Origin of the sequence: Pontibacter rugosus, assembly GCF_042678745.1 — a bacterium.
Classification (GTDB): domain Bacteria; phylum Bacteroidota; class Bacteroidia; order Cytophagales; family Hymenobacteraceae; genus Pontibacter; species Pontibacter rugosus.
On sequence record NZ_JBHTLD010000047.1, the window covers coordinates 1 to 24,650 of the forward strand.

A 24,650-nucleotide genomic window follows, 5' to 3' on the forward strand; every position below is an offset into this window, starting at 1 on the left:
AATTCAGAACTAAAAAGAATTTAATAGTAAATTAAAAACTTAATATACCGTGATCAAAAAATATTTTTTAATCGGACTTTTGGCTGTGTTCATGCGTCCTGCCTTTGCTCAGGAACCTGCTTCCGGAGGCGTAAAAGTACTGACGCTGGAAGAAAGTATACAGTATGCGCTGAGCAACAACCAGGATGTAAAAAAAGCCAGCTACGACGAGCAAATCGGTAGCCAGCAGATCAGAGAAGCCAGAAGCCAGGGACTACCGCAAGTAAATATTGCTGGTGGATTAGACTACTACCCGGCCCTGCCTACACAGATTTTACCTGGCGAATTAGCGGGTATGCCTGGTGAAGATATTCCAGTTAGGTTTGGTAAAGACTACAGTGCCAACGGAAATGTAAAGTTAACACAGTTGCTGTTCAACCAATCTTACTTTGTAGGTCTGAAGGCTGCCAAAACATCCCAGGACCTGTATCGCCTGAGAAAAGAGATGGCGCAGGAAGATCTGATTTATAACATTGGTGCTGCCTACTACCAGACACTGCAAACAAAGGAGCAGTTTCAGAACATAGAGGCTAACCTAAAGCGCCTGGCAGAACTGGAGCGTATCATGACGCTGCAGTACAAGAACGACCTGGTGCCGAAAGTGGAGCTGAACCGTGTGAAGGTGAATACAACGAACCTGCAGAATCAGTTACAGACACTTACTACTACTTACGAGCAGCAAAAGAACATGCTGAAGTTCTTTATGAATATGCCGCTGGAGCAGGAAATAGAGCTCAGCAGCAATACCACAGCGCTAGACAACGTGGTATTAGAAGCCATTACGGCAGAACAGGCAGTAGCTCAGAAAGTACAGTACGACCTGCTGAACACGCAAAAGCAGCTTCAGGGATACAGCATTAAAAATATACAGGCTGGTTATTACCCTACTTTGTCTGCTTATGGCCAATACGGTTATAACACACAGCGTGATGAGCTTTTTAACTCTAATGTGCCTTGGTTCAAAACTTCAGTAGTTGGCTTACAGGTTAACATTCCGATTTTTGACGGTTTCAGAAAAGACGCTCAAGTGAAGCAAGGCCAGCTAGAGATCAGAAAAATCAACGAAGACATCTCAAAGCTGGAGACAAACACTGCCGTTGAACTGACAAACGCACTTGCGCAACTGCAAAACAGCCAGAATTCTATCAAAGCGCAACAGCAAAACGTGGACCTGGCACAGGAAGTGTATGATACCACTAATGATCTTTATAAAGAAGGAATATCACCACTTACTGATTTGCTAAGCGCAGAAGTAAGCCTGAGGGAGGCAAAAACAAACCTGAATAACGAAAACCTAAAGTATAAAGTAGCTCAGCTGAATTATCTGAAAGCCAGAGGCGAATTAGAAACACTAACTAAATAGTAAAACATCAAACATAACATGAAGAAGGTATTTTATATCATCGCAGTTTTGGCAGTAATTGGACTTATTGGCTATACGCTAATGAACAATAAGAAAGACATGGCCGCTACTGCTGCCATTGCCGAGCGCAAAAGCGAAGCAATTCCGGTAGTGGTTACAGCACCTGCCATGGGCAAAATGGATAAGTCGTTTACCGCACAAGGTAATTTTATACCGGAGCAGGACCTAACGCTTTTGTCTGAAACACAGGGGCAGGTTGTAAAAATTTACAAAGACAACGGAGATCGGGTGAAAGCAGGAGAACTATTGGCGCAAGTAGACGCGCAGCTTCTTCGTGCCGAGCTAGTAAAAGCGCAAGCGAACTACAGCAAAACCAAGCGCGACCTGGAGCGATTCGAGAATTTGGCACAAGGCGATGCTATCACGCAGCGCCAATTAGAAGATGCCAGATTAGCTTTTAGCAATGCAGAGGCAGGTTTGATATCAGCTAAAAAACGCGTGGCAGACACTAGCATCAAATCTCCTATCACAGGCCGAATCAACCAGAAGTTTATTGAAGTGGGTTCTTACCTGAGCCCTACCACGCAGCTTTTTAATATCGTGAACGTGGATAAACTGAAGATGAACATCAAAGTTTCTGAAAGCCAGGTAGGCCTTATCAGCCAGGGGCAGAAAGTGCAGATTAAAGCAAACGCTGCCAGCAACGAGACTTTTGAAGGCACTGTAAAGGCAATCGCTTCTAAAGGTGATAACTCTCTGAACTATAACGTGGAGCTACAGGTGAGCAACCCGTCTGATAACCCGCTGAAAGCCGGCATGTATGGTACTGCTTATTTCGAAGTAGCTGATCAGCGCGAGGCTTTGCTGTTAGAGCGTGAGGCCATAGTTGGCAGCCTTCAGAACCCACAGGTGTTTGTTGTACAAAACGGCAGTGCTATCCTGAAAGACATACAGGTTGGGAACGTGCAAGGTAACAAAGTAGAGGTAACAGGCGGACTGGACGCTAATACAAAAGTGGTGCAGTCAGGACAGATTAACCTGAAGAACGGCACAAAAATCACAGTGCTTTAAGCAGGAGTGCTCTTATACTTCATTAAAAACTTAAGAAAAAAGATTAAATGAATATCACTAAAATATCCATACAGCGCTCAACGATCGTGGTAGTGATTTTCGCCATACTTACCTTATTAGGTCTGGCGAGCTACTTCACGTTGAACTATGAGCTTCTTCCGAAGTTCTCTCCGCCGGTATTGACTGTGTCTACCTTCTACCCTGGCGCTTCGCCATCAGAAGTAGAGAACTCCGTAACCAAGGAGATTGAAGATGCGCTCTCTTCTTTAGAGAACGTGGACGAAATAAAAGGTACTTCCCAGGAAAGCTTCTCCGTGATTGTGGTGCAGCTGAAGCAGGGAACTGATGTAGACTTAAGTCTGCAGGATGCACAGCGTAAAATCAACGCCATATTGGGTGAACTACCTGAAGACGCCGATCCGCCATCCCTGGGTAAGTTCGACTTCAGTGACATGCCGATCATGCAATTAGGTGCTACCGCTAAAATGTCTCCTACCGCGTTTTATGACCTGGTAGAGAACAAGGTAAAGCCAGAGCTTTCTCGTGTACCGGGCATGGCCCAGATTAAAGTGTTAGGTGGCCAGGAGCGTGAAATTAAGGTAAACCTTAACGCGGCAAAACTACAGGCTTACGGACTTTCTATATCGCAGGTACAGCAGAAAATTCAGTTCTCTAACCTCGACTTCCCTACTGGTAAAGTAAAGAACGAAGAGGGCCAGACACTGATTCGTTTAGCGGGTAAGTATGAAACAGTAGACCAACTGCGCAACCTGGTGTTGAAAGAGGAAGAAAATGGCGGTTCTATTCGCCTGAGCGATGTGGCAGAAGTACAGGATACACAGAAAGACACAGAAGTTCTGACGCGTGTAAACTCTCTTTCTTCTATCGGTCTTTCTATCCAGAAGCAGTCTGATGCCAACGCGGTAGAAGTAAGTGAACTGACTCGCCAGGCACTGGCTCAGCTTGAGAAAACATATGAAGCAGAAGGCCTGAAGTTTACGATTGCCAAAGACAGCTCTGAATTTACGTTGGAGGCTGCCGATGCTGTAATACATGACTTGTTCCTGGCAATTATACTGGTGGCTGTGGTAATGTTGCTGTTCCTGCACTCGCTACGCAACGCCATAATCGTGATGATCTCTATCCCTGCTTCCCTTATTGCTACCTTTATTGCGATGAACCTGCTGGGTTACTCACTTAACCTGATGACACTGCTGGGCTTATCCCTGGTGGTAGGTATTCTGGTGGATGATGCCATTGTGGTGATTGAGAATATTTACCGCCACATGGAGATGGGCAAGAAGCCCGCGCAGGCAGCGTACGATGGTATCCGTGAGATTGCAGCTACAGTAACTTCCATTACGCTGGTAATTGTGGTTGTATTCGTGCCGATTGCCTTATCTACAGGTCTGGTATCAGACATTCTGCGTCAGTTCTCTGTGGTGGTGGCAATTTCTACGATGCTAAGCTTGTTCGTAGCCTTTACCTTGATTCCGTTGCTGGCAAGCCGCTTCTCCAGATTAGAGCACCTGTCAGACAAGAATATCTTTGGCCGCTTTATACTTTCTTTTGAGCGCTTCCTGGATCGTGTGATCGAAGGTTTTACTTCTACTCTGAAATGGGCGTTTAATCACAAGTTTATCACTGTGCTAGGTACAGTAGTATTACTGGTAGCTTCTATAGCACTGGTTCCTGCCGGCTTTATCGGTAGTGAGTTTGTGAGTGCCGGCGACCGCGGTGAGTTCATTGTGCAGCTGGAGTTGCCAAAGAATGCAACAGTTGAACAGACAAACTTTGCTTCCCGCCAGGTAGAAGGCTATTTGGAGCAGTATCCGGAGGTAACAAACCTTTTCACGACAGTAGGTACAACATCTTCAGCACAGGCAGGCCAAAACACGGCTTACCTGGCAGAGGTAAACGTAAAGTTAGTGGATGCTTCGGAACGTGTTTTATCTACCAACGCTTTTGCTCGTGAAATGAAGGTTGGGCTGGAAGAAACAATTCCAGGCGTTAAGGTAACCATGATACCTGTAAGTATGGTAGGCGGTGGAAACCAGTCTCCTATTCAGATTGTATTGAGTGGTTCTAACCTGGATACAGTGATGGCTTTCTCTGACAAAGTGTTGGCGGAGGTAGAGCAGGTACAAGGTACGGCTGAAGTGAAGAAATCAGTAGAAGATGGTAACCCGGAGATCGCTGTATCTGTGGATCGTGATAAGATGGCGAGCTTAGGCCTTTCGCTGGAGCAAGTGGGTGCCGGTATGCAAACTGCGTTTAGTGGTAACACCAATGCCCAGTTCCGAGGGGTAGAGAGCGATTATGATATCAACATTCGCCTGGATGACTTCGACCGCAGAAGCACAACCGATATTGGTAACCTATCCTTCACTAATAACAAAGGCCAGCAAATTCGCCTGAGCCAGTTTGCTAACATTGAGCAGTCTTCTGGCCCATCTCAACTGGAGCGTAAGGACCGTGTAAGCTCTGTATCTGTAAATTCGCAAGTAATTGGCAGGCCAACAGGTTCGGTAGGTACCGAAATACAGGAGCGACTTGCAAAGCTGGATACGCCAAAAGGAATATCTATTACTTACGCTGGTGATTTGAAGAACCAAAGTGAAGGTTTTGGTACCTTAGGTCTGGCTCTGATGGCATCTATCGTGTTCGTGTACCTGATCATGGTAGCGCTGTATGATAGTTATGTGTACCCGCTGGTAGTATTATTCTCTATTCCACTGGCTATTATCGGTGCCTTGCTGGCACTGGCGCTTTCAGCATCTACATTGAGTATCTTCTCTATACTTGGTATTATCATGCTGATCGGTCTGGTTGCGAAGAACGCCATTATGGTGGTCGACTTTACCAACAAGCTGAAGTCTGAAGGTGTGGAAGTGAAAGAAGCTTTGATCGAATCGGTAAGAATACGTTTCCGTCCGATTTTGATGACAACACTAGCCATGGTGATAGGTATGTTGCCGATTGCCTTGGCAAGCGGACCAGGTGCTGAGTGGAAGAATGGCCTGGCTTGGGCACTGATTGGTGGTCTGAGCTCATCCATGTTCCTGACGCTGATTGTGGTACCAGTAATTTACTACCTGTTCGACCGTGTGCTGGCTAAGCTTGGCATGGATAAGAAGACTGAGATTGAGCTGATTGACAAAACAGCAGAAGAACTGGAGCGCGAGACAGCTGAGTTGGAAGACTCTAAAATGAGCCACTCCCACGCTTACTAAAACATACCTGTTCTTTAAAATAAATTAAATAATGGTAGCTAGACTCGCGGAGGCTTATGGCCTTCGCAAGTCTTTTGCCTACCCTATCAATAACTTGGCTGCATTCTTGCAGTTATTTAAAGGCTAAGCGCCTGACTTTTACCTAACATTTACATGCCATGGAAAATGTAAACAACTCTACCCAAGTAATACAAAATGAGATGGTAAAGATTATCAGCTCCATTAAGAAAGTTCACCCTAACAAATTGTTAGAAGTCAGAGATTTTACTGAACTGGATTTTGATATCCTGGATGTGGTGGATATTATTCTGGCAGTTGAAAAAAACTATCACCTTACCATTCCAGATGAAGTGCCTGTTTACTCTATCGATGATTTTATAAATTACGTGTATACCCAAAACCACAAACAAGCAAGTTAAAACTGCTTACTTACCAATAGACAGAGGGGCCGCAGACAATCTGCAGCCCCTCTGTCTGTTTATGCTATTCTCGCTCCTCCTCTATTGTTTAGAGCCTCCGCTGCTATGCTAATGTGTGTTGCCTGCTTGAGTAACTAACCGAACTGGCTATAACCACCCATGTAGCTGTTGCAGCTGTGTACTTCCTCAGAAAAAAAGTATAAAGCTATAGCCCTTTCCTGCTTTACAAGCCGCTATACTTTGTATTACCTGTATCAATCCTCCATCCCTCTCATATCTGTGTCCTTCTTTACAGTTCACTGGGTTGATAGGCATATTAGATAAAGCCTGTTTACATTCTGTACTCGCAAGCGAAAGCTAATTAGAGGGGGATATGGCAAAGCAGAATTTATATTTCAAAGCCGCACAATAAAGTGAGAAAAGTATAAAACCAGATTCCTTTCCAGGCTTTTGCAGCGAAAACCTAAATCTTAAACAGGCGCTTAAGTAGCGGGTAGAAATCCTGCTTCAGTTGACTAAAGTAGCAAGCCCGCTAGCATACAACTCAGAGGAAGCTTCCAGAGTGTTGAAGGCTGCATCAGGTAGTGAAGCGTATTGCTCCTATTTTAGCACCATGTTATATAGCCCGGGTTTCAGGACTATCATCACTCAGATGATCTTTTCGAACACTTTATTTGGATAGAAATTAGATACAACAAAAAAGGCTGTTCTTGTAAGGGAACAGCCTTTTTTGTTGTATCTAATTTCTATCTCCTAAGCTCTTGAAAGATGCTTTAGGTGCATGACGTGCGAAGCAACAGCCATACGCATTTTAGGTATGTTATGATAAGGCACACCAAACTCAGCACATGCCTGGGCAACAATTTTGCTCAGTGCCGGATAATGGATGTGAGAAATCTTTGGGAATAGGTGATGCTCTACCTGAAAATTCAAACCACCTGAAAACCAGGTAACCAATTTATTATTCGTAGCAAAGTTTGTTGTAGTTTTCAGCTGATGCACTGCCCACTCGTCTTCCATTTTATTTAATGGCTGCACAGCAACCGGGAAATGTGTTTCTCTTACGGTATGCGCCAACTGGAACACGATACTCATCACAAAACCAGTTACAACACCATAAACAAGGAAACCAATTAACCAAGGCAGGAAACCTATAGTATAAATTGGCAGCACAGCAAAGAACACAATATGCAGCACCTTAAAGGCCCAAAAGGTAACGTGGTCAGACGTCTTCATTTTCTTCAGTGGCATCGCCCCTACCTTTTTAGTGAAGTATTTCTGGTAATCAGAGAAGAAAACCCAGAAAAAGAAGAGCATAGAATAGGCTGCCCAAAAATATAAATGCTGATAACGGTGGAATTTACGTAGTTTCTGTGTTTCGCAAAGCCTTAAAAATGGTCCTGCATCCAGATCATCATCAATACCGTCAATGTTTGTGTAGGCATGGTGAATAACATTGTGCTTGGTATTCCACATAAACTCATTGGCACCCAATACATTCAGGCAGAGGCCCGCCATTTCGTTTAGCCGCTTCTTCTTGCTAAAGCTGCCATGTGAGCCGTCGTGCATCACGTTAAACCCGATACCTGCCGTTAAACCACCTAGTATAGCACATTCTAAAAGGGCTAGTAAGGCAGAAGCTGGTGTAAAGAAAACTAGGTGCGTGTATATAAGCAGCAGGCTTCCGGCAAGAATTATGGCTTTTGTGTAGAGTTTGTAGTTACCTGTAGTGGAAATTCCTTCCTCCTGAAAGTATTCATTGATTCTTCTCTTTAACTCAGCATGAAAAGAATCTTTTTGTGCTTGAAATTTGGGTGCCGACATAAAATTAAAATCCAGATTAAACCTGTGTAATAGCGAATACAATGCCGCGATTATACAGGCTTGTAAAGGTAAACTATATTTTGAAACAAAAGTTTAGCCGCTGTTGCTCAAAAACTAAATTATTGATTTACAACGCAACTATTTATCAACTAGTGCCTCAAGCCCGAAAAACGGCAAGATATTTATGCAGAAAAGTAGCGGCCATACACAGGCGCAGGTCGTTTGCAGCTGTGTTCCTATATCTGTGTCGCCACAAAAGTTATAGTATAACTGCTATAGCAGCCCTACCTGTGTAACACTTATACTTTGCTTCTGGCTATATACGCATGCCAAATCCTTCGAAAGCTTACACCGGCACTCCAGCACTTTCCTATACTTGTAAAAATCAAACAGACCTGATAGTCACAACTTTATAATCCCACTCAGTGATATCTGTTGCGTATTGGGTTTGATCGATAAGCGGGCCACGGCAAATTTTTTCTTTTGGCAGGGGCATATCATACTGATCCTGGGCTCTTACCATCAGCTCATCAAACAGCCACCTAGGTATGATATCGCGCTCAGACGGATATACAAACTGAAACGACAGCACCTGTGACAACAGTAAATGCCAGTGTGCATCCATGTGGCGCCACAGCCATTTCCAATCCAATTTTTCTCCATATCGAAGTATGATGTGGTTTATATCTGCCCCATCATAACGCTCGCGGTTTTGCACGTACAGTTTTGACCAGATCAGTGTTTCGGCAGGTATAACTTTTACTTTAATGCCCAGCAGCTCACTTGGGGTAGAGCGCTCAAACCATTCGTCATCCACGGCACAATGGTTACCGGGGTTGTTGAAGATGATATCCATGAAGTTATCCCCGTTGATGGCTTTGGCAAGCCAGCGGGCATCTGTCAACTCCGTCTCATACTCATGCTCTTTAAAAGCTTTCAGTATGCGCGGCGTATCACCTGATTTACAAAAAACATCAAGGTCTTTTGTATCACGCATGATATCGGTGTAAAGGCGCAGGGCAAATCCTCCACCTACCATAAAGTCTGCTTCGCAGTTAGAAAGTATACCAAGTGCTTCACGGTAAAAATCGTGCGCCGCCTGGCGGTGAATACCTTCCTGTAGTTCTATTACTTTAGCCATTTTGCTATTGAATTCATGTCAGATTAAACAGGTACCTCATAGAGGCAGGCCGCTGTATCAGGAATAGCTGGTTGCCAGGAACTAACTGTGCTCACACAACGCAGCGGCGCGTAAAGTTCTTGTACTAAAGAATGGCTCCGTTTGTTGCCTGTCCCGATAACAAGGGGCTTTATTATTATCAACAGCAACAAAACAGGTTAAGAGAGGGATATAAAATTGCACTTTTACAACAATATTATTTCATTGGTTTTTGAGTTACATAAAAAGGCACATTGGCAGTGGCTATGTTATTATGTCCGTCCCGCACGTATACATAAAGCCTGTATGCGCCTTCTTTTTCAGGTGTCCGAAGCCGTTGCTTATTGCCCTCTTGCTGCAATAGCACTTGTTGCAAGGCCTTAGGTCTTACTTGTTTATCTGCATTACCATCCAGCTTCTCTGCTTCTGGCAGTACCTCCCACTCCATACTTAGCTCATCTCCGTCCGGATCAGAAGCAAAAGTTGCAGCTTCAATTTCCTGTCCCGGATTCACATATATCTGGTCTAATGCAAACTTCTTATCTAACTGAATATAGGCAATATAAGGAGCCTGATTAAATGTAGTCGTATCTCCCCAGAGTTGGCGCATTTCGTGCACCAGCGCCGTTTCCTCTCCTGTTTCATTAAATAAGGAAAACCATGTAGAAGTTACTTCCTGCTTGTTGCCCCACATAAACACGTAAGAACCTAAACACCGTTTGGTGTCAGCCAAGACAGACCTCTTATAACGGTCGCGGGCAAACTCTGCTTTCTCGGAACTAGTTTGCTCAATAGGTGCCGTCCACAACGTGTGGTATGTCTCCCAATAGCCACGCGCGCCAAACTCTGAAATAATATAGGGCCCTTTCCAGTCTGTTTCAGCAATCTCAGACGGTAAGTTATGCATCGCACCAAATGAGTTGATGGAAAGCACATCCAGCGCCGGGCACCGCTTCACGATCAGGTTAATTTCCTTATCCGGCACGTTCATAACAGTAGTTGTGGTAGGATGATCAGGGTCTACTTCATGTATCATTTCAGCTACCTGATTGATGGCATCCCAAACTTTCACATTAGACCCCTCTGCGTACAGCTCGTTGCCCACCCCCCACATCAGCAGGGCCGGATGGTTTTTGAAGCGTAACACTACTTCCCGTAGCCTTTCAGTTTGCTCTGCCACGAGTTCTTTATCATAATAGTTGAAGCCCTCCCGCTCTCTGGCCATCCACAAGCCTAGTGTTACGGTAAGGCCATACTTATGTGCAGAATCAAGCACCTGCTGCGCATTGACAGAATGCCATACCCTAACGGAGTTGCCGCCATACTCGCTTAACCGCCCATAGTGATCATACCCTGCAGCGCCTTTTATAAAGTAAGGTTCTCCGTTGCGCATAAGCATGAAACTATCCCCCTTCTGCACTATCTGCACTTTACGCCCATCAGGCACATATTTTTCAGTTACCTCAGGGTTAGTGCTGCAAGATAACAGCATGACAATCAAAAGTATAGGCAAGCACAGTTTAAATAAAAACTCCTTAAACAAGGGTTGAAGCATGATATATCTACGATTTTTTTGTACAAAATTATCTCTAAACTAGCTGCTTTACGTATACAACTCCTACTTGTTTGAGATAATTATAACAATCAAACTATATTTAAGTATTTATACATTCACTTTCAATACGTTATATTTATTTTACTCCTATATGTTGAACTTTGTACAAGAAAGTAACCCTTCAGCAATTGCAGTAAAAGCAGAACAAGGGGCGCTTAAGCGTGATGTGCATGCTATGCGCTTTATGATCTGGATGGGAGTACTGACTATGGTGCTGTTCCTGTACTGGTTTATTGATGAAGATCATATTGGCTATCCTCCTTTATACTGGCTTTTAACTACTGCTCTAGGGTTTAAGCTGCTGCGCACGCTGCATGAGTGGTACCATTATTATGCTGTAAGCATACCTATAAAGCCGCAACTGCATACAGATTTTACGGTTGATGTACTGACTACTGCCTGCCCCGGCGAACCGCACAGCATGATCATCAACACCCTGGAAGCTATTCAGCGCATACGTTACCCGCATACAACCTACCTCTGCGACGAAGGTAACGACCCAATTTTGAAAGCAGCGTGTGAGCGGCTGGGAGTAAAGCACGTAACCCGCACGTTAAAGGTGGATGCAAAAGCTGGCAACATCAACAATGCACTAAAGCAGGCAACAGGAGATATATGTCTTATCCTTGATCCTGACCATATTCCTGCGCCGGAGTTTCTGGATGAGGTACTGCCTTATTTTGAAGATCCTCAAATAGGATTTGTGCAGGTAGTACAGGCCTACTTCAATCAGAAAGAAAGCTTGATAGCCTATGGCGCGGCCGAGCAGACCTATAGCTTTTATGGGCCTATGATGATGGGCATGAACTCCTACGGCACTGCCCAGGCCATAGGTGCCAACTGCACCTTCCGCAGAGAAGCCCTTGATAGTATAGGAGGCCATGCTGCAGGCCTTTCGGAGGATATGCACACGGCTATGCAGCTGCACGCAAAAGGCTGGAAATCTACCTACGTGCCTAAACTGTTATCCCGTGGCCTTGTTCCTGCTACACTCTCGTCCTATTATAAGCAACAGGTAAAATGGGCAAGAGGCACTTTCGAGCTGCTGTTCGCTGTATACCCCAAGCTGTTCCGCCATTTTACGCTCCGCCAGAAGATCCATTATTTCACCTTACCACTTTATTACCTGTTCGGGGTATTTAACCTGATCGACTTTCTTATACCTGTACTGGCCCTGCTCCTGGCAGAATTCCCGTGGTATGTTTCGCTTGGAGAGTTTTTAATTATGTTTACCCCTTTCCTCTGCATATCGCTCTGTATAAGGCATTTTGCACAACGCTGGTATCATGAGAAAAGCGAAAACGGATTTCATTTGTTCGGCGGTATTCTGCGCACTGGTACCTGGTGGGTATTCACGCTGGGGCTGGTTTATGCTATACTGCGTGTAAAGGTGCCTTATATTCCTACACCTAAAGACGATAAGCCCAAAAACAACTTTTTGCTCAGCTTACCCAACATAATGGTATGCGTGGTAAGTTTAGGTACTATTATTTATAGCCAACGTGAGTACGGCCACATTTACGACAACCCCTACGTGCAGATGATGATGGCTTTTGTGCTAACCAATGTGGCAATAGTGGGCACCATAGTAGTGATAAGCCAGGAGAAGTTTATGGAGTGGGTTCGCAGAAACCTGTTACACGCCTCTATGCTTCAGCCTGTATTCATGCCTTTACGTTATGGCGTATGGCGCACACGTCACGGTTTTTACGATGGCATCAGAAGTGTGGCAATTGTAGTAGTTGTACTAGCTACAACCATATCGCTTGGCTTTATACTTTCTAAACAGGGCTGGGTCGAGAATTGGGAAAAAGATTACTCTGAAGGAACCTTCAACACAGAACCGAAAGCTTCTAAGCCGGCAGAGTTTTCAGCAGGTTTAGTAAAGTAAACCTACTGCTTTGTTCCTCTAGCACAACTGTATAAGTACTCGGATAAATTAAGTTTAATCTATTTTATCACCCTGAAAGGATCTTGTTGATATAGGGCCCCTTCTCCCGCAAATCACAGAAGCGTAACCTCCGGGGGTAGGGGCCCTCTCCTCTACTTCTACCAGTCTTCTTACAGAATGACAGGTATATTCGTTTACGTAAAGTTATTTCCGTCTCTGTACTTACTAACTATAGTTCAAGATGATGAACTACGGAAGATATTGTACTGCAGCATAAGTATAAACACTGGCCAATTATCTTAACCCCTTAGCGCTACGCTTCGTTTAGGTAGTACATAACAACGCATGTTTAACCTAAACTTAAGTAAAGCTATGACAAGTGAGTATCCAAATCGCAACAACAGCAATTACAATACACGTCGCTCAGATGAGTACCGCCACCCTGAGCAGAATTCAAACTATCGTTTTGATGACTACGGATCATCAGCACGTGGCGGATATGGGAATGAGAGCCACACAGGCACCTGGGGCAACCAGGGAAATGAAATGGGTGGGTCCCGCAACACCAGCAATCAAGACCAGTACGGCAGTTACAGCACATCCCGCAACTATGGCAACATGGGCAGCTATGGTGGCGCACAAGGCTTCGGATCTAGCAGAGGAGGCCAGCACCAGCAAGGCAGTGATTACAACTTCTACAGTGGCAGAGGCAGCGCCAGTGGATCAAGGCAGGGCAACATAGATCCTTACAGCAGCGACCGCAGCTACGGCTACCAAAGTGACTACGACAGCCATGGCTCTGGCTTCCGAAACGATGATCAGCCTGACCTCTACGGCTCCGATACCTCCAGAAGATTTCAGGGAAGCAGCCAGGACCGCTACGACTTTGATGCTGACAATTACAACCAGGGCAGCGGAAGCTACCGCAGCAACCAAAACGCTGACAGGGGAGGCTACAGCAACCGTGGCAGCAACTCATCATCTAACTACGGCGGCTCCCAAGGCAATTACATGGGCAGCGGCTACAGCCGTAACAATGACAGTGACTACAACCAAGGAAACTATGGCTCTATGGGCAACTATAACAGCGGCAGCAACAACTATGGCAGCAGCTCGGTGGGCAGAAGCAGTAACTATAGCCCGAACGTAGGCAACAACTATCCTAATGATACCTATGCACGGGATGAATTTAACTCGCGCATTCAGCACCCGGATAGCGACTACAGCTATAATCCTAACAAGAGCTTCCGCTCTGGCAGCTCAAACGATTACATGAGCAGCGATAACAGACAACGCACCTGGAGCAGTGACCATGACCGAGGTTCAAGCAGGTACTAAGCATCATAGGCATATTTAAAAACAAAAGGCGCAGCCCTATAGCTGCGCCTTTTGTTTTATGTTTGATTCTGTACAATTAATCTTTACCTATACTTGTACTACCTTATTCAAAAGTCTGACAATAGTTTGCAGAAATGATTGTGAAAACAGCTTTACTACTTCACACATACTTCCCGCAAATCACGCATGCTGCCGTAAAAAACGTTACAGTCTACAGTTCCTTCGATACCTTCTACAGCGCCTACATCGGTGTGCTGCCAGAAAGCAAGTTTCCTGTTGTTGCTCTTTTCCATGTTTAGCTTAGGCACTTTGTAGTGCGCAATCCAGAGGTGATAGCCATCAAAATGCCCCGCCAAATGACTTTCGTAGAAGTTATAGCCGGTGTAAATAATCGGCCTGACCCCATAGGCGTTTTCCACCTCATCCAGCCAAACCTTTATATCCTTTCGAAGCTGCTCTACCGGTTTGCGGCCACGCACCTCCACATCCAACACCGGCGGCAGGTCGCCACGCGACAGCTTTACCGAAGAAATAAAATTGCGTGCCTGCTTTTTAGGGTCTAAATAAGGCAGGTAGAAGTGGTAAGCTCCTTTGATTATTCCTGACGCCCCTGCTCCCTGCCAGTTGCGCTCAAAGTGCTTGTCTTTTAGTGTCACTCCTTCGGTGGCTTTTACAAAGGCAAAAGCAATCTCATTCTCACGCACCTTCTGCCAATCCACATCCTTTTGGTAATGGCTCACATCAACACCATAGATAGTATGCCCCTCCGGCCAAACGGGCTTCGGCTTCTCTACAAAATACTCTACATACATCACCAGCAAAATAATACCACACAGCAAGGCCAGGCCTATCCAAAACTTACGTGTAGGCTGCTGGCCCTTCTTTTTTTTGCGTGGTGATTTTGGCCGTGGTGACTTTCGCTTTACCGGAGCAGTTGCTTTAGGTGCAGGCGCTTTTGCCTTTGGCGATGGTTTAGGCAAGGGATTGGGTATAGACCACGAATCCTCAGGTAGCTTGGTATTTATAGCCATACTTCTTCCGCTGCAATAGTTTGATTCAGGCTAAAGAGATACTTAAAATCAAGAAACAAGCTCCCGTTTAGGTAAACCAGATAAATGCTCCAGATGCTCTCCCTCGGTTGTCATATAGCCTTGCATTAGATTAGAAGTAAGGCAGGAATGGACAGGTAATATACCCATCAGGTCGCCGATTTTATACTTCTTTAACTGCTCCGGAGAGGCTTTCACCACACCATGCTCCTGCGACAGCGACACCACCTGAATGCCCTCCAGCGGAGCAGACCAGCCATTGCTCGTAAAGTCTACCACTCGGCCGTAAACAGCGGTTCCGTCTTCCTGCAGTAGCACGTCTTTTGAGAAATGTACACTGCCTCCGTAGAGTATAATTTCGCCACGCTCCGGGTGTATGGCCACCACAGGGCAAGCCATACATACGGCAATTTCATCAAAGCTACATGAGCCGATGCGCTGTTGGGTAAGGTCGTAAAAAACGTAATTGCCGGGGCGAATCTCGTCTACGCCGCTTAAGGTTTCAATAATGCTGCACGAAGGAGTGTCTCCGATGGAGAGCTGCAGGTTCGGGAACTTTGCTTTATAGCGCTCGCGCAGCTGGTGCAACTGGTAAACAGACGTATTGTTGATTGTTTGAATGGCATATACATCGCTCTGCTTATACGTATGGCCATCATGCACCACAAACCCCTCGAAGTGTAGCTTTTCTCCAAGCACCTGCACCCGCTGCAGAATTTTATCCAGCTCGGCATAATTGGTGGCAAGTATACCTGTTCTGCGGTAGCCTGTGTCTATTTTCAACGACAGATGCACAGGGTGTTGTAGTTGGTCTGCCAGAACCTCTATGGTATCCTGATTTACCGCCACAAGGTGTAGTTTTACCTGGGCAGCCAGTTCGTTTATACTATCCATTTCCAGTACGTTTACCGGAAAGGCAATCATGATATCTTTCCAGCCGTGGTTGGCAAAGTAGCGGGCCATGCGCACTGATGATACGGTAATGGCTTCTACTCCTGCTTCACGAAACCACTCTCCCACCTGCGCCGATTGGTGCGTCTTAAAGTGAGGGCGCAGCCTTACGCTATTCCGTATCGCCTTAGCGGCCATACGGCGTATGTTGTTCTTTGCCTTTTCTTTATCCAGTAGTAGTGTGGGTGTTGTAATTCTCATCTTCCGATCTTCGCAAATAGTAGCAAATTTTGTGAAGTTAAACATCTTAGGTAAAAAAAGCACATCCAAGACTGGTTTTGGTGGTGAATGTAGGACAATTGGTGTCAAATCAGGCCTGAGTGAGCAGTAACTCTATCAATCAAGCGGCACCTATACTTCAGCATTTCACAATTACACTTACCTTTGCAAAAACACCTTCGCTGGCTATGAGTTATTTCTACGTTAAGGCGCTGCATATTATTTTTGTGGTTACCTGGTTTGCGGGCTTATTCTACATTGTGCGCCTGTTTATTTACTTTGCAGAAGCAGCAGAAAAGCCTGAGCCTGAAAAGTCTATACTTCAGAAACAGTTCAGCCTGATGCAAAAGCGCTTGTGGTATGGCATTACGTGGCCATCTGCCGTGCTTACCTTCATTTTCGGGCTATCGATGCTGTACCTGTATGGCTCCGTACCCGGCTGGCTTGTATGGAAACTAAGCTTTGTGGCAGGCTTGTATGTATATCACTTCCTATGCCACAAGATTTTCAAGCAACAGCAGCAGGGCCTGCTGAAGTATACTTCTACCCAACTTCGAGTTTGGAACGAAGTGGCAACCCTCTTCCTTATCAGCATTGTGTTTTTGGTTGTGCTTAAAAGCTCACTGAGCATGCTGTGGGGAATCCTTGGCCTGATTCTGTTCTCTGCTATACTTATGCTGGCTATTCGTATCTATAAAAGAACCAGGGAGAAAAGGTAAATCAGATGCTTTTGAATCCCATTCCCCGGCCAGAATTCGTAATTCGCATTTTTTAAGGTTATCTTTGTAAGTATGAATAAAGCATTGAAGGCCAACGAGAGAGAGTTAATCAAGTTGATCCGTTTCTTTAGCAAGCGTGCATCACTACTGATGGAAACAGGCGAGTTAAGTCTGGAACATGAACAACTGACGCAGGCATGCGAGAAGTTGGAGACACAGCTGCTGACGCATGCAGACAACCGCGCTGCCATACTTGATAAGCGGGAACGTTTGAATAATATCATTCAGGATAATGCCCAGTGCCCTAAATGCCACAAGGCTGATATGCTTAAGCAGCAGAGCGTGGCAACCAATGAGCATGGCTGGAAGTGCAACACCTATCGCTGCCGCCGCTGCAACACTAACTTTACCTGGAACCGCCCCAACAACCCATGGCACATGGTGGAGTTTCTGGAAATGTATATCAAGGAACTGGAAAACTCCCTTACAACAGACATGGCTCCTGAAATGCGCCAGCACACCGAAGCGGCCATTCCTCAGCTCCAGGATAGCCTGTTCCGCCTGCGCCCGGTATTGGAGACGTCCAATGAAGAAGTGATGGCACTGAGTGAGAAAGAGCAGGAAATGGACAAGATGATCCACCAGTTCAAGAATTACCTGCTTATAGAGAAAATCAAGCTGGACACGTACCAGGAGTAGGCAGTTTATACTTGTGCGGGTTTATTATCAGGTAATACAGGCTTGCGTTTACGCTACTACTCGCCCGCTTAGCACCTTCAGAATAGCTTCAGCTTATCAGATTGCCTGCACAACCCAATACCAGCAGGCTAGCGTGAGAAAGGAAATCGGTATCCCGAAACCTACCATCATGTTGGCTAGTCGCGGCTTTAGCCCATACGAAGCAGCCACAATACTGGCCGTGATCATGGGTGCCATAGCGGCCTCCAGCACACATACCTGCGCCTGTTTACCACTAGCATCAAGGCCCCAAACGTATAATGCGAGTATAAGCAGTGGTGCAAGTATAAGCTGATACGTAAGGCCCAGCGCCAGAAAGCCCCAGTGTTTGCTTCGCCGCTCTATGCGCAACTGCAAGCCAACCGACACCAATGCCAGCGGCGAAACTGTGCTACCCAGGCGTTGAAACACCTCTTTCAAGTCAGCGGAAAAATGTAAATCTAGTATATTGGCGGCGAGGGCAAGTATAAATATAAGGAAAGGCGGAAACCGAAGAATTTTTCTGGCTATCAGCCCAGCATCTGCTTTTCCCTTTGATAATGCTGCCGCCAACCCGATGCCCAAAGTTGAAAGCACCATAAAAGAACCAGCCTGATCTATCAGAATGGCAGTTTTAAGTCCTTCTCCCCCATACAATGCCTCGATAATGGGAAAACCGATAAAGGATGTGTTGCCTAAGCCGCCGGTAAGTATAAGGCAACCGATCAGCTTTTTAGACCAGCCGAACGCTTTGCCCAGACCCCAGAAAAACAAGGCTGCACCCGCAAAACATATCCAGGCCACCCCAACTGGTAGAAGCACAGCGCTATTTAGCGTTACCTCAGGTATAAAGTATAAGGCCAGTGCCGGAAGCGAAATATAGATGATAAACTGGTTGAGAACCAGCGGCGCATTGGCAGGAAAATCCTTGAAACGCTGCAACAGAATACCCAGCCCCAGGCAACCAAACAAAAGTATAAAACTGCTCATGTCATTTCCTCAGCGTCTGATGTTGCAGTTTTCACGCAACTCCTAAAGATAATGTTGCCTTCTGGAAAACTAAAACATAAAGCAGGTTTCCTTTTGGACAAGTATAGCCAGCACAAGCAAGCTGGAGCCGATTTATACTTATCATGAAGCTGATCTTATACCCAAGAGACTACTGCTGACAATTCTCTAGTATTTTCTTGATACCCTTTTTGTAAGCTTTCTGAACGGCAAGAGGTGTTGTGGCTAGGTTAACTGTTTTACTGCCCCTATAGCCATTCTCTATTTCCTTTTCAGGTATGGAGATACCCGTCATGGTGGTTTTAGCTGCCAAGGTATAAACCACTTGTTTTGTACTGGTGGAGTAAAGAGTATAGTTCACGATGGCTTTAGTATTGTCTTCTGGTTCCCTACCATACCCTGCCTGTAACTCGCGCTGCTCAGCTGCACTTATACGGTTGTATCCCGTTCCGGACTCAATTCCATTTACGGCTGCCTTTAGATAGTAGGCATAGCCAAGACGCTCCATAACCGCCAGGCTGCTCGTATCAGTGCTGGCGCCGGGTTGTAAGCCATTCATCCGCAGGTCCATTTCCTGCTCTACTACATAGTATGGCTGCACACCGGCCTCTTTCATTTGCTCCTCCACTTGCTGATATAATTCGTAAGACTGTTGCTGCGAAACACCTGTAGCCTCCCCTATCAACACTTTCTGCCCTGCCACAATTGTTTTGGGGCAACCTCCTACAGCAGCTGTATACTTGGTGCTACTAATGCAACTGCTCGTAAGCAGTAATACTAAAAGACTCAGGAGTTTACTTATCGTTAGTAGTTCAAAAGGTTTAATGTGATGAGGCTGAAAAGAACAAGCTCTCTTCAGGTTCACATTTTTTGAGGATGGGGGAAAGGCACAGTTCGCCTGTGGTAACTCAGTATACTTGCTTGTTTTCATGCAGATGAAAGTGATAGTGGCTTTACTGGAACTATATAGCCTACAATATCACAATTTTTTTCATCATCTCAAAAGCAAATATTTACCAATAGAAGTATAATACCGTTTCTATACTTATAAATCAGAATACGACGGCATAAGGCACAACAGAAGCTTCATGAAAGAGCCTGTGCTGCTGTAATTTTATACTTGAATGGGCAAGCAAACTTGATCTTCAATACTAAAAAAGGTGTGTCAGAGGGCAATTTAAAGAGACACTACGAAAGCTTAGATATAAACAGAGCGGCTTCGGGGGGGGGTAGGTCACAATAACCCCCTGAAGCCGCTCTGTTTATACTTTAGATACTAAATCTGAATAGGCTTTTTACTGCAACACAACTCTCCTCACCACCCTGGTATCGTCAGAAATAATGCTTAGGAAGTATACTCCGGGTGCCAGATGCTCTGTTTTCAGTTGCAAGTCATTCTCTACTCCACTCAAACGTTTGGTTGTATCTAGCACGGTAGCCGATTGCGCATTCGTAAGGATAAAGCGTACTTCAGGCTTTTTTAAACCCGCCACTTTGAGCTTGATGTTTCCTTTTACAGGCACTGGGAAAACCTTAACGGCACGCTCCAGTTCCTCTTTTTCCGCGGAGGCCAACGGCCCTGTGTAGGATAGTTTATAGATGGTTCCGGTTTTATCATCCGATATAAACAGACCGCCGTCTGCCCCTATGGCAATATCTACGGGGCGGGCATAGGCCTCGGTAGAATCGCTGTTCAGAAAACCACCTACCAGTTCGATTTGCTCTCCCGGCTTTCCGTTTTGCCACGGAAAGTATATGACCTTGTAGCCTGTTGCTTTCGAACGGTTCCAGGAGCCATGCAACGCGATCAGGGCGCCGTTGCGGTAAGGCTGTGGTAGCTGCGTGTTTTGCGTAAACAATAGTCCTAAGGGAGCAGTATGCGCCTGTATACCTTTGCTGATGCGCTCCATTCCGCTGCAATCCACGGTACCTTGCGGGTTTAGCTCCACATCCTTAATATGCGGCATATTATCCATACCCTGCCTGGCATCTGGGTTACAAAAAGGCCAGCCATAGTTTGCGCCGTCCTTCACCAGCGTAAACTCCTCTGGTGGGTTATTGTCTACATAGCTTTGTACAACTTTACCGTAGTTGCCGGTATTGTCCTCAAACGGATACGCCACATTATCCCTGTTATTCACCGTTACCCACAGCTCATCTGTACCGGGTACAAAATCCAGACCTTCAGCATTACGCAAGCCTTCAGCAAATAAGCGCCGGTTGGTACCATCTGCGTTATACACATAGATAGCGCCACGCTTCGGATCGCTTTGGGTATCTTCAATGCAGGCGTTGCAGGTAGAGGCTATGGATACGTATAGTTTGTGTTTGCTATCGAGGGCAATGTTCTTGAGCACATGGCCGTAGTTGCCCTTCAGCTCAGACAGACTCTCATCCGGCAGGTTGGCTACCACCACTTCACGGTTTTTCCCGAGGCGGTCGCCATTGGTATAAGTATAGCGGTTTATCTGGTTCTTTTCGGCAATGTACACATACTGCACATTACCTATTTTATGAAAGACGATGTCGTGCGGCCTTTGCAGTCCGGTTGCAAAATCATACTCCTCAATGGTGCCGTCCTCCCGCTGATGCAGCCCCCGTACCTTACTATCCCACGGCATCGAGACGAACAAATCGCCATTTGGCGCGGTAGCCATAAACCGCACACCGCTTACCCGGGTATAAACCTGCAACTTGAAGTTAGGCGGCACTGTAGCAAATCTGTCTACATTAAATGGCGCGTTTCGCAGTTGCTGCGGCACTTCTATTTTAACGGTTTCAGTTGCAGCGGGCGGCACTGCCTGTGCCATTAATGTTGTAGATGCCCCAAATGCTACAGCAGTCAGAGATGTTTTCAGTAGATGTTTAAGCTTCATAATAAGTAGAGATAAGGGAATCAATCCTCTACTTTTATCTTTTTATATCAGAAAGGTTGCGTAAAAAGGAGTATTTATAAAGTATAAGGTCAAAATAAGCCGATCTTGAATTGTAGATCTTAATTCGATGAGAGGCTTATGAGCCCGGCTAGTTTATAAAGCCTTCCATAACCACATAGTTTTTCCCGCCTCTGGCGAACCGCTGATTTGTTTCTTTTAGCCCAAAACGATTATAGAAAGTGCTTTTCTCTTGCCTCGCGTTGCACCAGATCACTTCTACACCTTTTGCAGCTGCCTGTGCTATAAGGTGCCTCAACAGTAAAGAGCCATAGCCTTTCCCCTGAGAGGCCGGCAAAGTGGCAAACTTTCTGAACTGGCCTCTTCTACCTTCTATAAACAACGAAATCACAGCTACAAGCTCATTATTCAAGTATAGCCCAAAGTGGGTTCCCTTTTGATCATCAGGCAGTTGCACATAACGGATTTCCTTGTCCGGCCACATCACCTTTCTTCGTAGTTTCCAGGTATCTTCGGCTTTGATTTCTTTTATGTACATGCTGCAGTAATATATAAAAAGCCTCAACAGCTTCTATCAAAAGCCTTTGAAGTATAACGGCAAAGTATAAAGTTATAAAGTACAGCAAAGGTTATAAGTTGTCAGCTCTCTTAGGAGGGATGACAACTTATAACCTTTGCTGTACACCAGTATTAGCAGCCCACGTAAAGAGAATCCCTCTATATCGGCTTTGCTTTTTCCTTCAGCCAGTTCAGCTCATCCTCCGTCAGGTGCGGCCCAAGGTTTTCCAGCACTTGCTGGTGGTATTCGTTCAGCCACTTGATTTGGTGCGCCTCCAGCAGGTCTTTTTTTACAGGCGTTGTGTCGATTAAAGCCATGGTCAGGTGCTCGAATGTATAGAACTCACCGAACTCATTGGCTTCGTCCGGTACTGTCAGCACCAGGTTTTCGATGCGAATCCCATGCTTGCCGTTGCGGTAAATGCCAGGTTCTACAGATGAAATCATGCCCAACTCCAGATCAACAGCTGTTGGCGAGGCATTGAGCACGTGCGGGCCTTCGTGTACGTTCAGGAAGAAACCAACACCGTGGCCTGTACCGTGGCCGTAGTTGCGGGCGTAGTCCCAAAGCGGCTTTCTTGAGATAGCGTCAATCTGGTATCCTTTAGAGCCTTTCGGATAACGGGCCGTGGAGCCGTCAATCATCCCTTTCAGCACCAAAGTATAATCTATCTTCTCCTCCTCCGTCAGGTTCCCTAATGATACTACACGAGTAATATCGGTAGTTCCCGATGTATACTGCCCACCAGAATCGAGCAGAAAGAGGCCGTCAGCTTTTAGTTCTGCATCACTTTCTGGAGTAACTCTATAATGTGGCAGGGCACCGTGTGCTTTATAGCCGGATATTGTGTCAAAGCTTTCACCTACAAAGCCCTCCTGCTCTGCTCTGAATTCACGTAATCTGGCTGCCACCGACAGCTCCGTAATTTTCTCTTTGCCAAGGTTCTCCTCCAGCCATATGAAAAAGCGAGTCAGTGCCACCCCATCTTTCACCATGGTTTTACGGGTGTGAGCTACCTCAACCTCATTCTTCACTGCTTTAAAGTAAGTCGTAGGATTAGTGTCCTGTATGACGCGCACTTCTTTTGGCAGCTGCTTGTACAGCGCATAGCAGTTGCGTTTAGGATCTATCAAAATACTATTACCCGGTATACTGGCTACAGCACGCTCCACCAGATCGTATGCTTCCAGGGTTATGCCTGCTGCTGTAAGGGCTTGTTGATCTGCTTCGCTTAGCTTTGTGGTATTTATAAAAAGGATGGCTTTTTCCTGGCTGATAAGAGCAAAGCTTAGAACAACCGGATTACATTTCACATCAGATCCACGAAGGTTGAAGAGCCATGCCAGATCATCTAAAGAAGAAATCAGGTGATATTCCACCCTGTTCTTTTTAAGGGCAGCACGTAAACGGTCCATTTTGCTCTGCATTGACTCCCCTACCACATCCTCACTTAAAAGATAAGCTGGTGCAGTTGGCAATTCAGGCCTATCCAGCCAGATGGGATCCAGGTAATCGCGGTCACTATTTAGGTGTATGTTCAGGGGAGACAGCATAGCTTCCAGCTGCTGGGCAAGGCCCACCGAGATAAGCTTTGCATCATAAGCTACGGTTGCACCCTCCGGCAGACGCTCTGCAAGCCAGTTGATATACTCTGGAGCACCCTGCGCCTGCAGCTTCACCAATTCAAAACCTGTATCTTGCAGCTGTTCGTTGGCCTGTACGAAATAACGTGCATCCGTCCAGAGGCCTCCAAAGTCCTGCGTAATCACCAGTGTACCTGCCGAGCCGGTAAAGCCTGAGGCAAATTCAATGCATTTATAACGATCAGGAACATACTCGCTGATGTGCGGGTCGGCCGAAGGAATGATGTAGGCACTGATGCCCTCACCTTTCATCTGGCTCTGGATGGCTGCTAGTCTTTCTTTGTAGGTCATTTGCTCAAATTTTCGGTTTGAGGCAAATTAAGGAAAGATAGGGAGAAATGCTTGCCAGATGCGGGATAATGCGGCCTATCAACCCTAAGCCGCTTTGTTCTTACGGCTTCTGCGGCCACGTATTCCATTATCGATGGAATAGCGGTTATATTTGTGCTCGAAAGTAAGTAGTAGAGCAAAGTATCCACCATAGAACGTTTGTATGGCAACACCATTCCAGTTTTCAAGCAAACTAGAACCAAAGATCAGCACCACCATCAACAGCACTCCTGCCAGCGTCGCCACTCTGGTAAACAACCCGAAGAGCAGTAAAAGCCCAATATTAAGCTCCAGGTATGGCAAAAAGTATGCAAAGGGTTCTACTAGTATAGTTGGGAGCCACGTATCTTTAAAATTAGCGGCCATGCTCTGGCTAAAGGCCTCTAGTTTGGGCAACCGTACTACAGCATGCCCTACCATACTAGCAGAGATAGGGAGGCGAGCCATCAGGTATCCAAGAGCTGTATTTCTCATAGTATATTTTGTACGGAAAACGGTGCCCAAGTGACTATATCAGCTAAGTTGCTTGCGAATCGTTTTATTCCTGATCAGGAGCTGAAATTATACGAACAGGGGCTAAATAAACATTTCGAAAATTGAATTTAAGAT

Annotated in this window: 19 protein-coding genes; 8 read left to right on the forward strand and 11 right to left on the reverse strand. The window is 45.8% G+C overall.

The features are described from left to right. Positions 1-49 precede the first annotated feature (49 nt). The 4 genes from ACFQ2O_RS07335 (at position 50) to ACFQ2O_RS07350 (ending at position 6,125) form a co-directional block, all read left to right on the forward strand. A complete protein-coding gene (locus ACFQ2O_RS07335; RefSeq protein ID WP_377524916.1) occupies positions 50-1,402 on the forward strand; it encodes a TolC family protein in 1,353 nt (450 codons plus the stop codon). An 18-nt stretch (positions 1,403-1,420) separates the two neighbouring features. Beyond that, entirely contained in the window at positions 1,421-2,473 is a 1,053-nt protein-coding gene (locus ACFQ2O_RS07340; protein ID WP_377524918.1) for an efflux RND transporter periplasmic adaptor subunit, read from the forward strand. Between the two features lie 47 nt (positions 2,474-2,520). Further along, positions 2,521-5,706, forward strand: a complete 3,186-nt coding sequence (locus ACFQ2O_RS07345; RefSeq protein ID WP_377524920.1) for an efflux RND transporter permease subunit — start codon at positions 2,521-2,523, stop codon at positions 5,704-5,706. A 158-nt stretch (positions 5,707-5,864) separates the two neighbouring features. After that, positions 5,865-6,125, forward strand: coding sequence for an acyl carrier protein (locus tag ACFQ2O_RS07350; RefSeq protein WP_377524923.1), 261 nt, complete (start codon positions 5,865-5,867; stop codon positions 6,123-6,125). 753 nt (positions 6,126-6,878) lie between these two features. On the opposite strand, the gene ACFQ2O_RS07355 is transcribed toward ACFQ2O_RS07350, so the two are convergent. From ACFQ2O_RS07355 to ACFQ2O_RS07365, 3 genes are all read right to left on the reverse strand, one after another. Next, positions 6,879-7,949, reverse strand: coding sequence for a fatty acid desaturase family protein (locus ACFQ2O_RS07355; protein WP_377524925.1), 1,071 nt, complete (start codon positions 7,947-7,949; stop codon positions 6,879-6,881). A 385-nt stretch (positions 7,950-8,334) separates the two neighbouring features. Then, positions 8,335-9,090 (reverse strand): nucleotidyltransferase, encoded by a 756-nt coding sequence (locus tag ACFQ2O_RS07360; protein ID WP_377524928.1) that lies wholly within the window; start codon positions 9,088-9,090, stop codon positions 8,335-8,337. Between the two features lie 235 nt (positions 9,091-9,325). Beyond that, positions 9,326-10,600, reverse strand: a complete 1,275-nt coding sequence (locus tag ACFQ2O_RS07365) for a glycoside hydrolase family 2 TIM barrel-domain containing protein (protein ID WP_377524931.1) — start codon at positions 10,598-10,600, stop codon at positions 9,326-9,328. Positions 10,601-10,814: 214 nt separating this feature from the next. On the opposite strand from ACFQ2O_RS07365, the gene ACFQ2O_RS07370 reads away from it, so the two are divergent. Then, positions 10,815-12,614 (forward strand): glycosyltransferase, encoded by a 1,800-nt coding sequence (locus ACFQ2O_RS07370; protein WP_377524934.1) that lies wholly within the window; start codon positions 10,815-10,817, stop codon positions 12,612-12,614. 372 nt (positions 12,615-12,986) lie between these two features. Next, complete coding sequence (locus ACFQ2O_RS07375; protein ID WP_377524937.1) at positions 12,987-13,952, forward strand: hypothetical protein; 966 nt, start codon at positions 12,987-12,989, stop codon at positions 13,950-13,952. 155 nt (positions 13,953-14,107) lie between these two features. Here the strand turns inward: ACFQ2O_RS07375 and ACFQ2O_RS07380 are convergent, their stop codons facing one another. Beyond that, positions 14,108-14,983 (reverse strand): glycoside hydrolase family 25 protein, encoded by an 876-nt coding sequence (locus ACFQ2O_RS07380; protein ID WP_377524940.1) that lies wholly within the window; start codon positions 14,981-14,983, stop codon positions 14,108-14,110. 48 nt (positions 14,984-15,031) lie between these two features. Further along, positions 15,032-16,153 carry an alanine racemase gene (locus tag ACFQ2O_RS07385; RefSeq protein ID WP_377524943.1) on the reverse strand — a complete coding sequence of 374 codons (1,122 nt, stop codon included), beginning with the start codon at positions 16,151-16,153 and terminating at the stop codon, positions 15,032-15,034. Positions 16,154-16,359: 206 nt separating this feature from the next. On the opposite strand from ACFQ2O_RS07385, the gene ACFQ2O_RS07390 reads away from it, so the two are divergent. Both ACFQ2O_RS07390 and ACFQ2O_RS07395 read left to right on the forward strand, forming a co-directional pair. Further along, a complete protein-coding gene (locus ACFQ2O_RS07390; RefSeq protein ID WP_377524969.1) occupies positions 16,360-16,890 on the forward strand; it encodes a CopD family protein in 531 nt (176 codons plus the stop codon). 72 nt (positions 16,891-16,962) lie between these two features. Next, positions 16,963-17,589 carry a hypothetical protein gene (locus tag ACFQ2O_RS07395; RefSeq protein ID WP_377524946.1) on the forward strand — a complete coding sequence of 209 codons (627 nt, stop codon included), beginning with the start codon at positions 16,963-16,965 and terminating at the stop codon, positions 17,587-17,589. 96 nt (positions 17,590-17,685) lie between these two features. On the opposite strand, the gene ACFQ2O_RS07400 is transcribed toward ACFQ2O_RS07395, so the two are convergent. From ACFQ2O_RS07400 to ACFQ2O_RS07425, 6 genes are all read right to left on the reverse strand, one after another. Next, positions 17,686-18,597: an AEC family transporter gene (locus ACFQ2O_RS07400; RefSeq protein WP_377524949.1), complete on the reverse strand. Its 912-nt coding sequence runs from the start codon at positions 18,595-18,597 to the stop codon at positions 17,686-17,688. Between the two features lie 169 nt (positions 18,598-18,766). Then, complete coding sequence (locus ACFQ2O_RS07405; RefSeq protein WP_377524952.1) at positions 18,767-19,318, reverse strand: hypothetical protein; 552 nt, start codon at positions 19,316-19,318, stop codon at positions 18,767-18,769. Between the two features lie 592 nt (positions 19,319-19,910). Next, positions 19,911-21,491, reverse strand: coding sequence for a hypothetical protein (locus ACFQ2O_RS07410; RefSeq protein WP_377524955.1), 1,581 nt, complete (start codon positions 21,489-21,491; stop codon positions 19,911-19,913). A gap of 148 nt (positions 21,492-21,639) precedes the next feature. Beyond that, complete coding sequence (locus ACFQ2O_RS07415; protein ID WP_377524958.1) at positions 21,640-22,047, reverse strand: GNAT family N-acetyltransferase; 408 nt, start codon at positions 22,045-22,047, stop codon at positions 21,640-21,642. 179 nt (positions 22,048-22,226) lie between these two features. Next, entirely contained in the window at positions 22,227-24,002 is a 1,776-nt protein-coding gene (locus ACFQ2O_RS07420; protein WP_377524961.1) for an aminopeptidase P family protein, read from the reverse strand. 84 nt (positions 24,003-24,086) lie between these two features. Further along, positions 24,087-24,515 carry a DoxX family membrane protein gene (locus tag ACFQ2O_RS07425; protein WP_377524965.1) on the reverse strand — a complete coding sequence of 143 codons (429 nt, stop codon included), beginning with the start codon at positions 24,513-24,515 and terminating at the stop codon, positions 24,087-24,089. Positions 24,516-24,650 lie beyond the last annotated feature (135 nt).

What these genes read in the sequence shown, in the direction of transcription:
- ACFQ2O_RS07340 (WP_377524918.1), top strand. Translation starts at nt 1,421, where the DNA reads ATGAAGAAGGTATTTTATATCATCGCAGTTTTGGCAGTAATTGGACTT.
- ACFQ2O_RS07345 (WP_377524920.1), top strand. Translation starts at nt 2,521, where the DNA reads ATGAATATCACTAAAATATCCATACAGCGCTCAACGATCGTGGTAGTG.
- ACFQ2O_RS07350 (WP_377524923.1), top strand. Translation starts at nt 5,865, where the DNA reads ATGGAAAATGTAAACAACTCTACCCAAGTAATACAAAATGAGATGGTA.
- ACFQ2O_RS07355 (WP_377524925.1), bottom strand. Translation starts at nt 7,949, where the DNA reads ATGTCGGCACCCAAATTTCAAGCACAAAAAGATTCTTTTCATGCTGAG.
- ACFQ2O_RS07360 (WP_377524928.1), bottom strand. Translation starts at nt 9,090, where the DNA reads ATGGCTAAAGTAATAGAACTACAGGAAGGTATTCACCGCCAGGCGGCG.
- ACFQ2O_RS07365 (WP_377524931.1), bottom strand. Translation starts at nt 10,600, where the DNA reads ATGCTGTTATCTTGCAGCACTAACCCTGAGGTAACTGAAAAATATGTG.
- ACFQ2O_RS07370 (WP_377524934.1), top strand. Translation starts at nt 10,815, where the DNA reads ATGTTGAACTTTGTACAAGAAAGTAACCCTTCAGCAATTGCAGTAAAA.
- ACFQ2O_RS07375 (WP_377524937.1), top strand. Translation starts at nt 12,987, where the DNA reads ATGACAAGTGAGTATCCAAATCGCAACAACAGCAATTACAATACACGT.
- ACFQ2O_RS07380 (WP_377524940.1), bottom strand. Translation starts at nt 14,983, where the DNA reads ATGGCTATAAATACCAAGCTACCTGAGGATTCGTGGTCTATACCCAAT.
- ACFQ2O_RS07385 (WP_377524943.1), bottom strand. Translation starts at nt 16,153, where the DNA reads ATGAGAATTACAACACCCACACTACTACTGGATAAAGAAAAGGCAAAG.
- ACFQ2O_RS07390 (WP_377524969.1), top strand. Translation starts at nt 16,360, where the DNA reads ATGAGTTATTTCTACGTTAAGGCGCTGCATATTATTTTTGTGGTTACC.
- ACFQ2O_RS07395 (WP_377524946.1), top strand. Translation starts at nt 16,963, where the DNA reads ATGAATAAAGCATTGAAGGCCAACGAGAGAGAGTTAATCAAGTTGATC.
- ACFQ2O_RS07400 (WP_377524949.1), bottom strand. Translation starts at nt 18,597, where the DNA reads ATGAGCAGTTTTATACTTTTGTTTGGTTGCCTGGGGCTGGGTATTCTG.
- ACFQ2O_RS07410 (WP_377524955.1), bottom strand. Translation starts at nt 21,491, where the DNA reads ATGAAGCTTAAACATCTACTGAAAACATCTCTGACTGCTGTAGCATTT.
- ACFQ2O_RS07415 (WP_377524958.1), bottom strand. Translation starts at nt 22,047, where the DNA reads ATGTACATAAAAGAAATCAAAGCCGAAGATACCTGGAAACTACGAAGA.
- ACFQ2O_RS07420 (WP_377524961.1), bottom strand. Translation starts at nt 24,002, where the DNA reads ATGACCTACAAAGAAAGACTAGCAGCCATCCAGAGCCAGATGAAAGGT.
- ACFQ2O_RS07425 (WP_377524965.1), bottom strand. Translation starts at nt 24,515, where the DNA reads ATGAGAAATACAGCTCTTGGATACCTGATGGCTCGCCTCCCTATCTCT.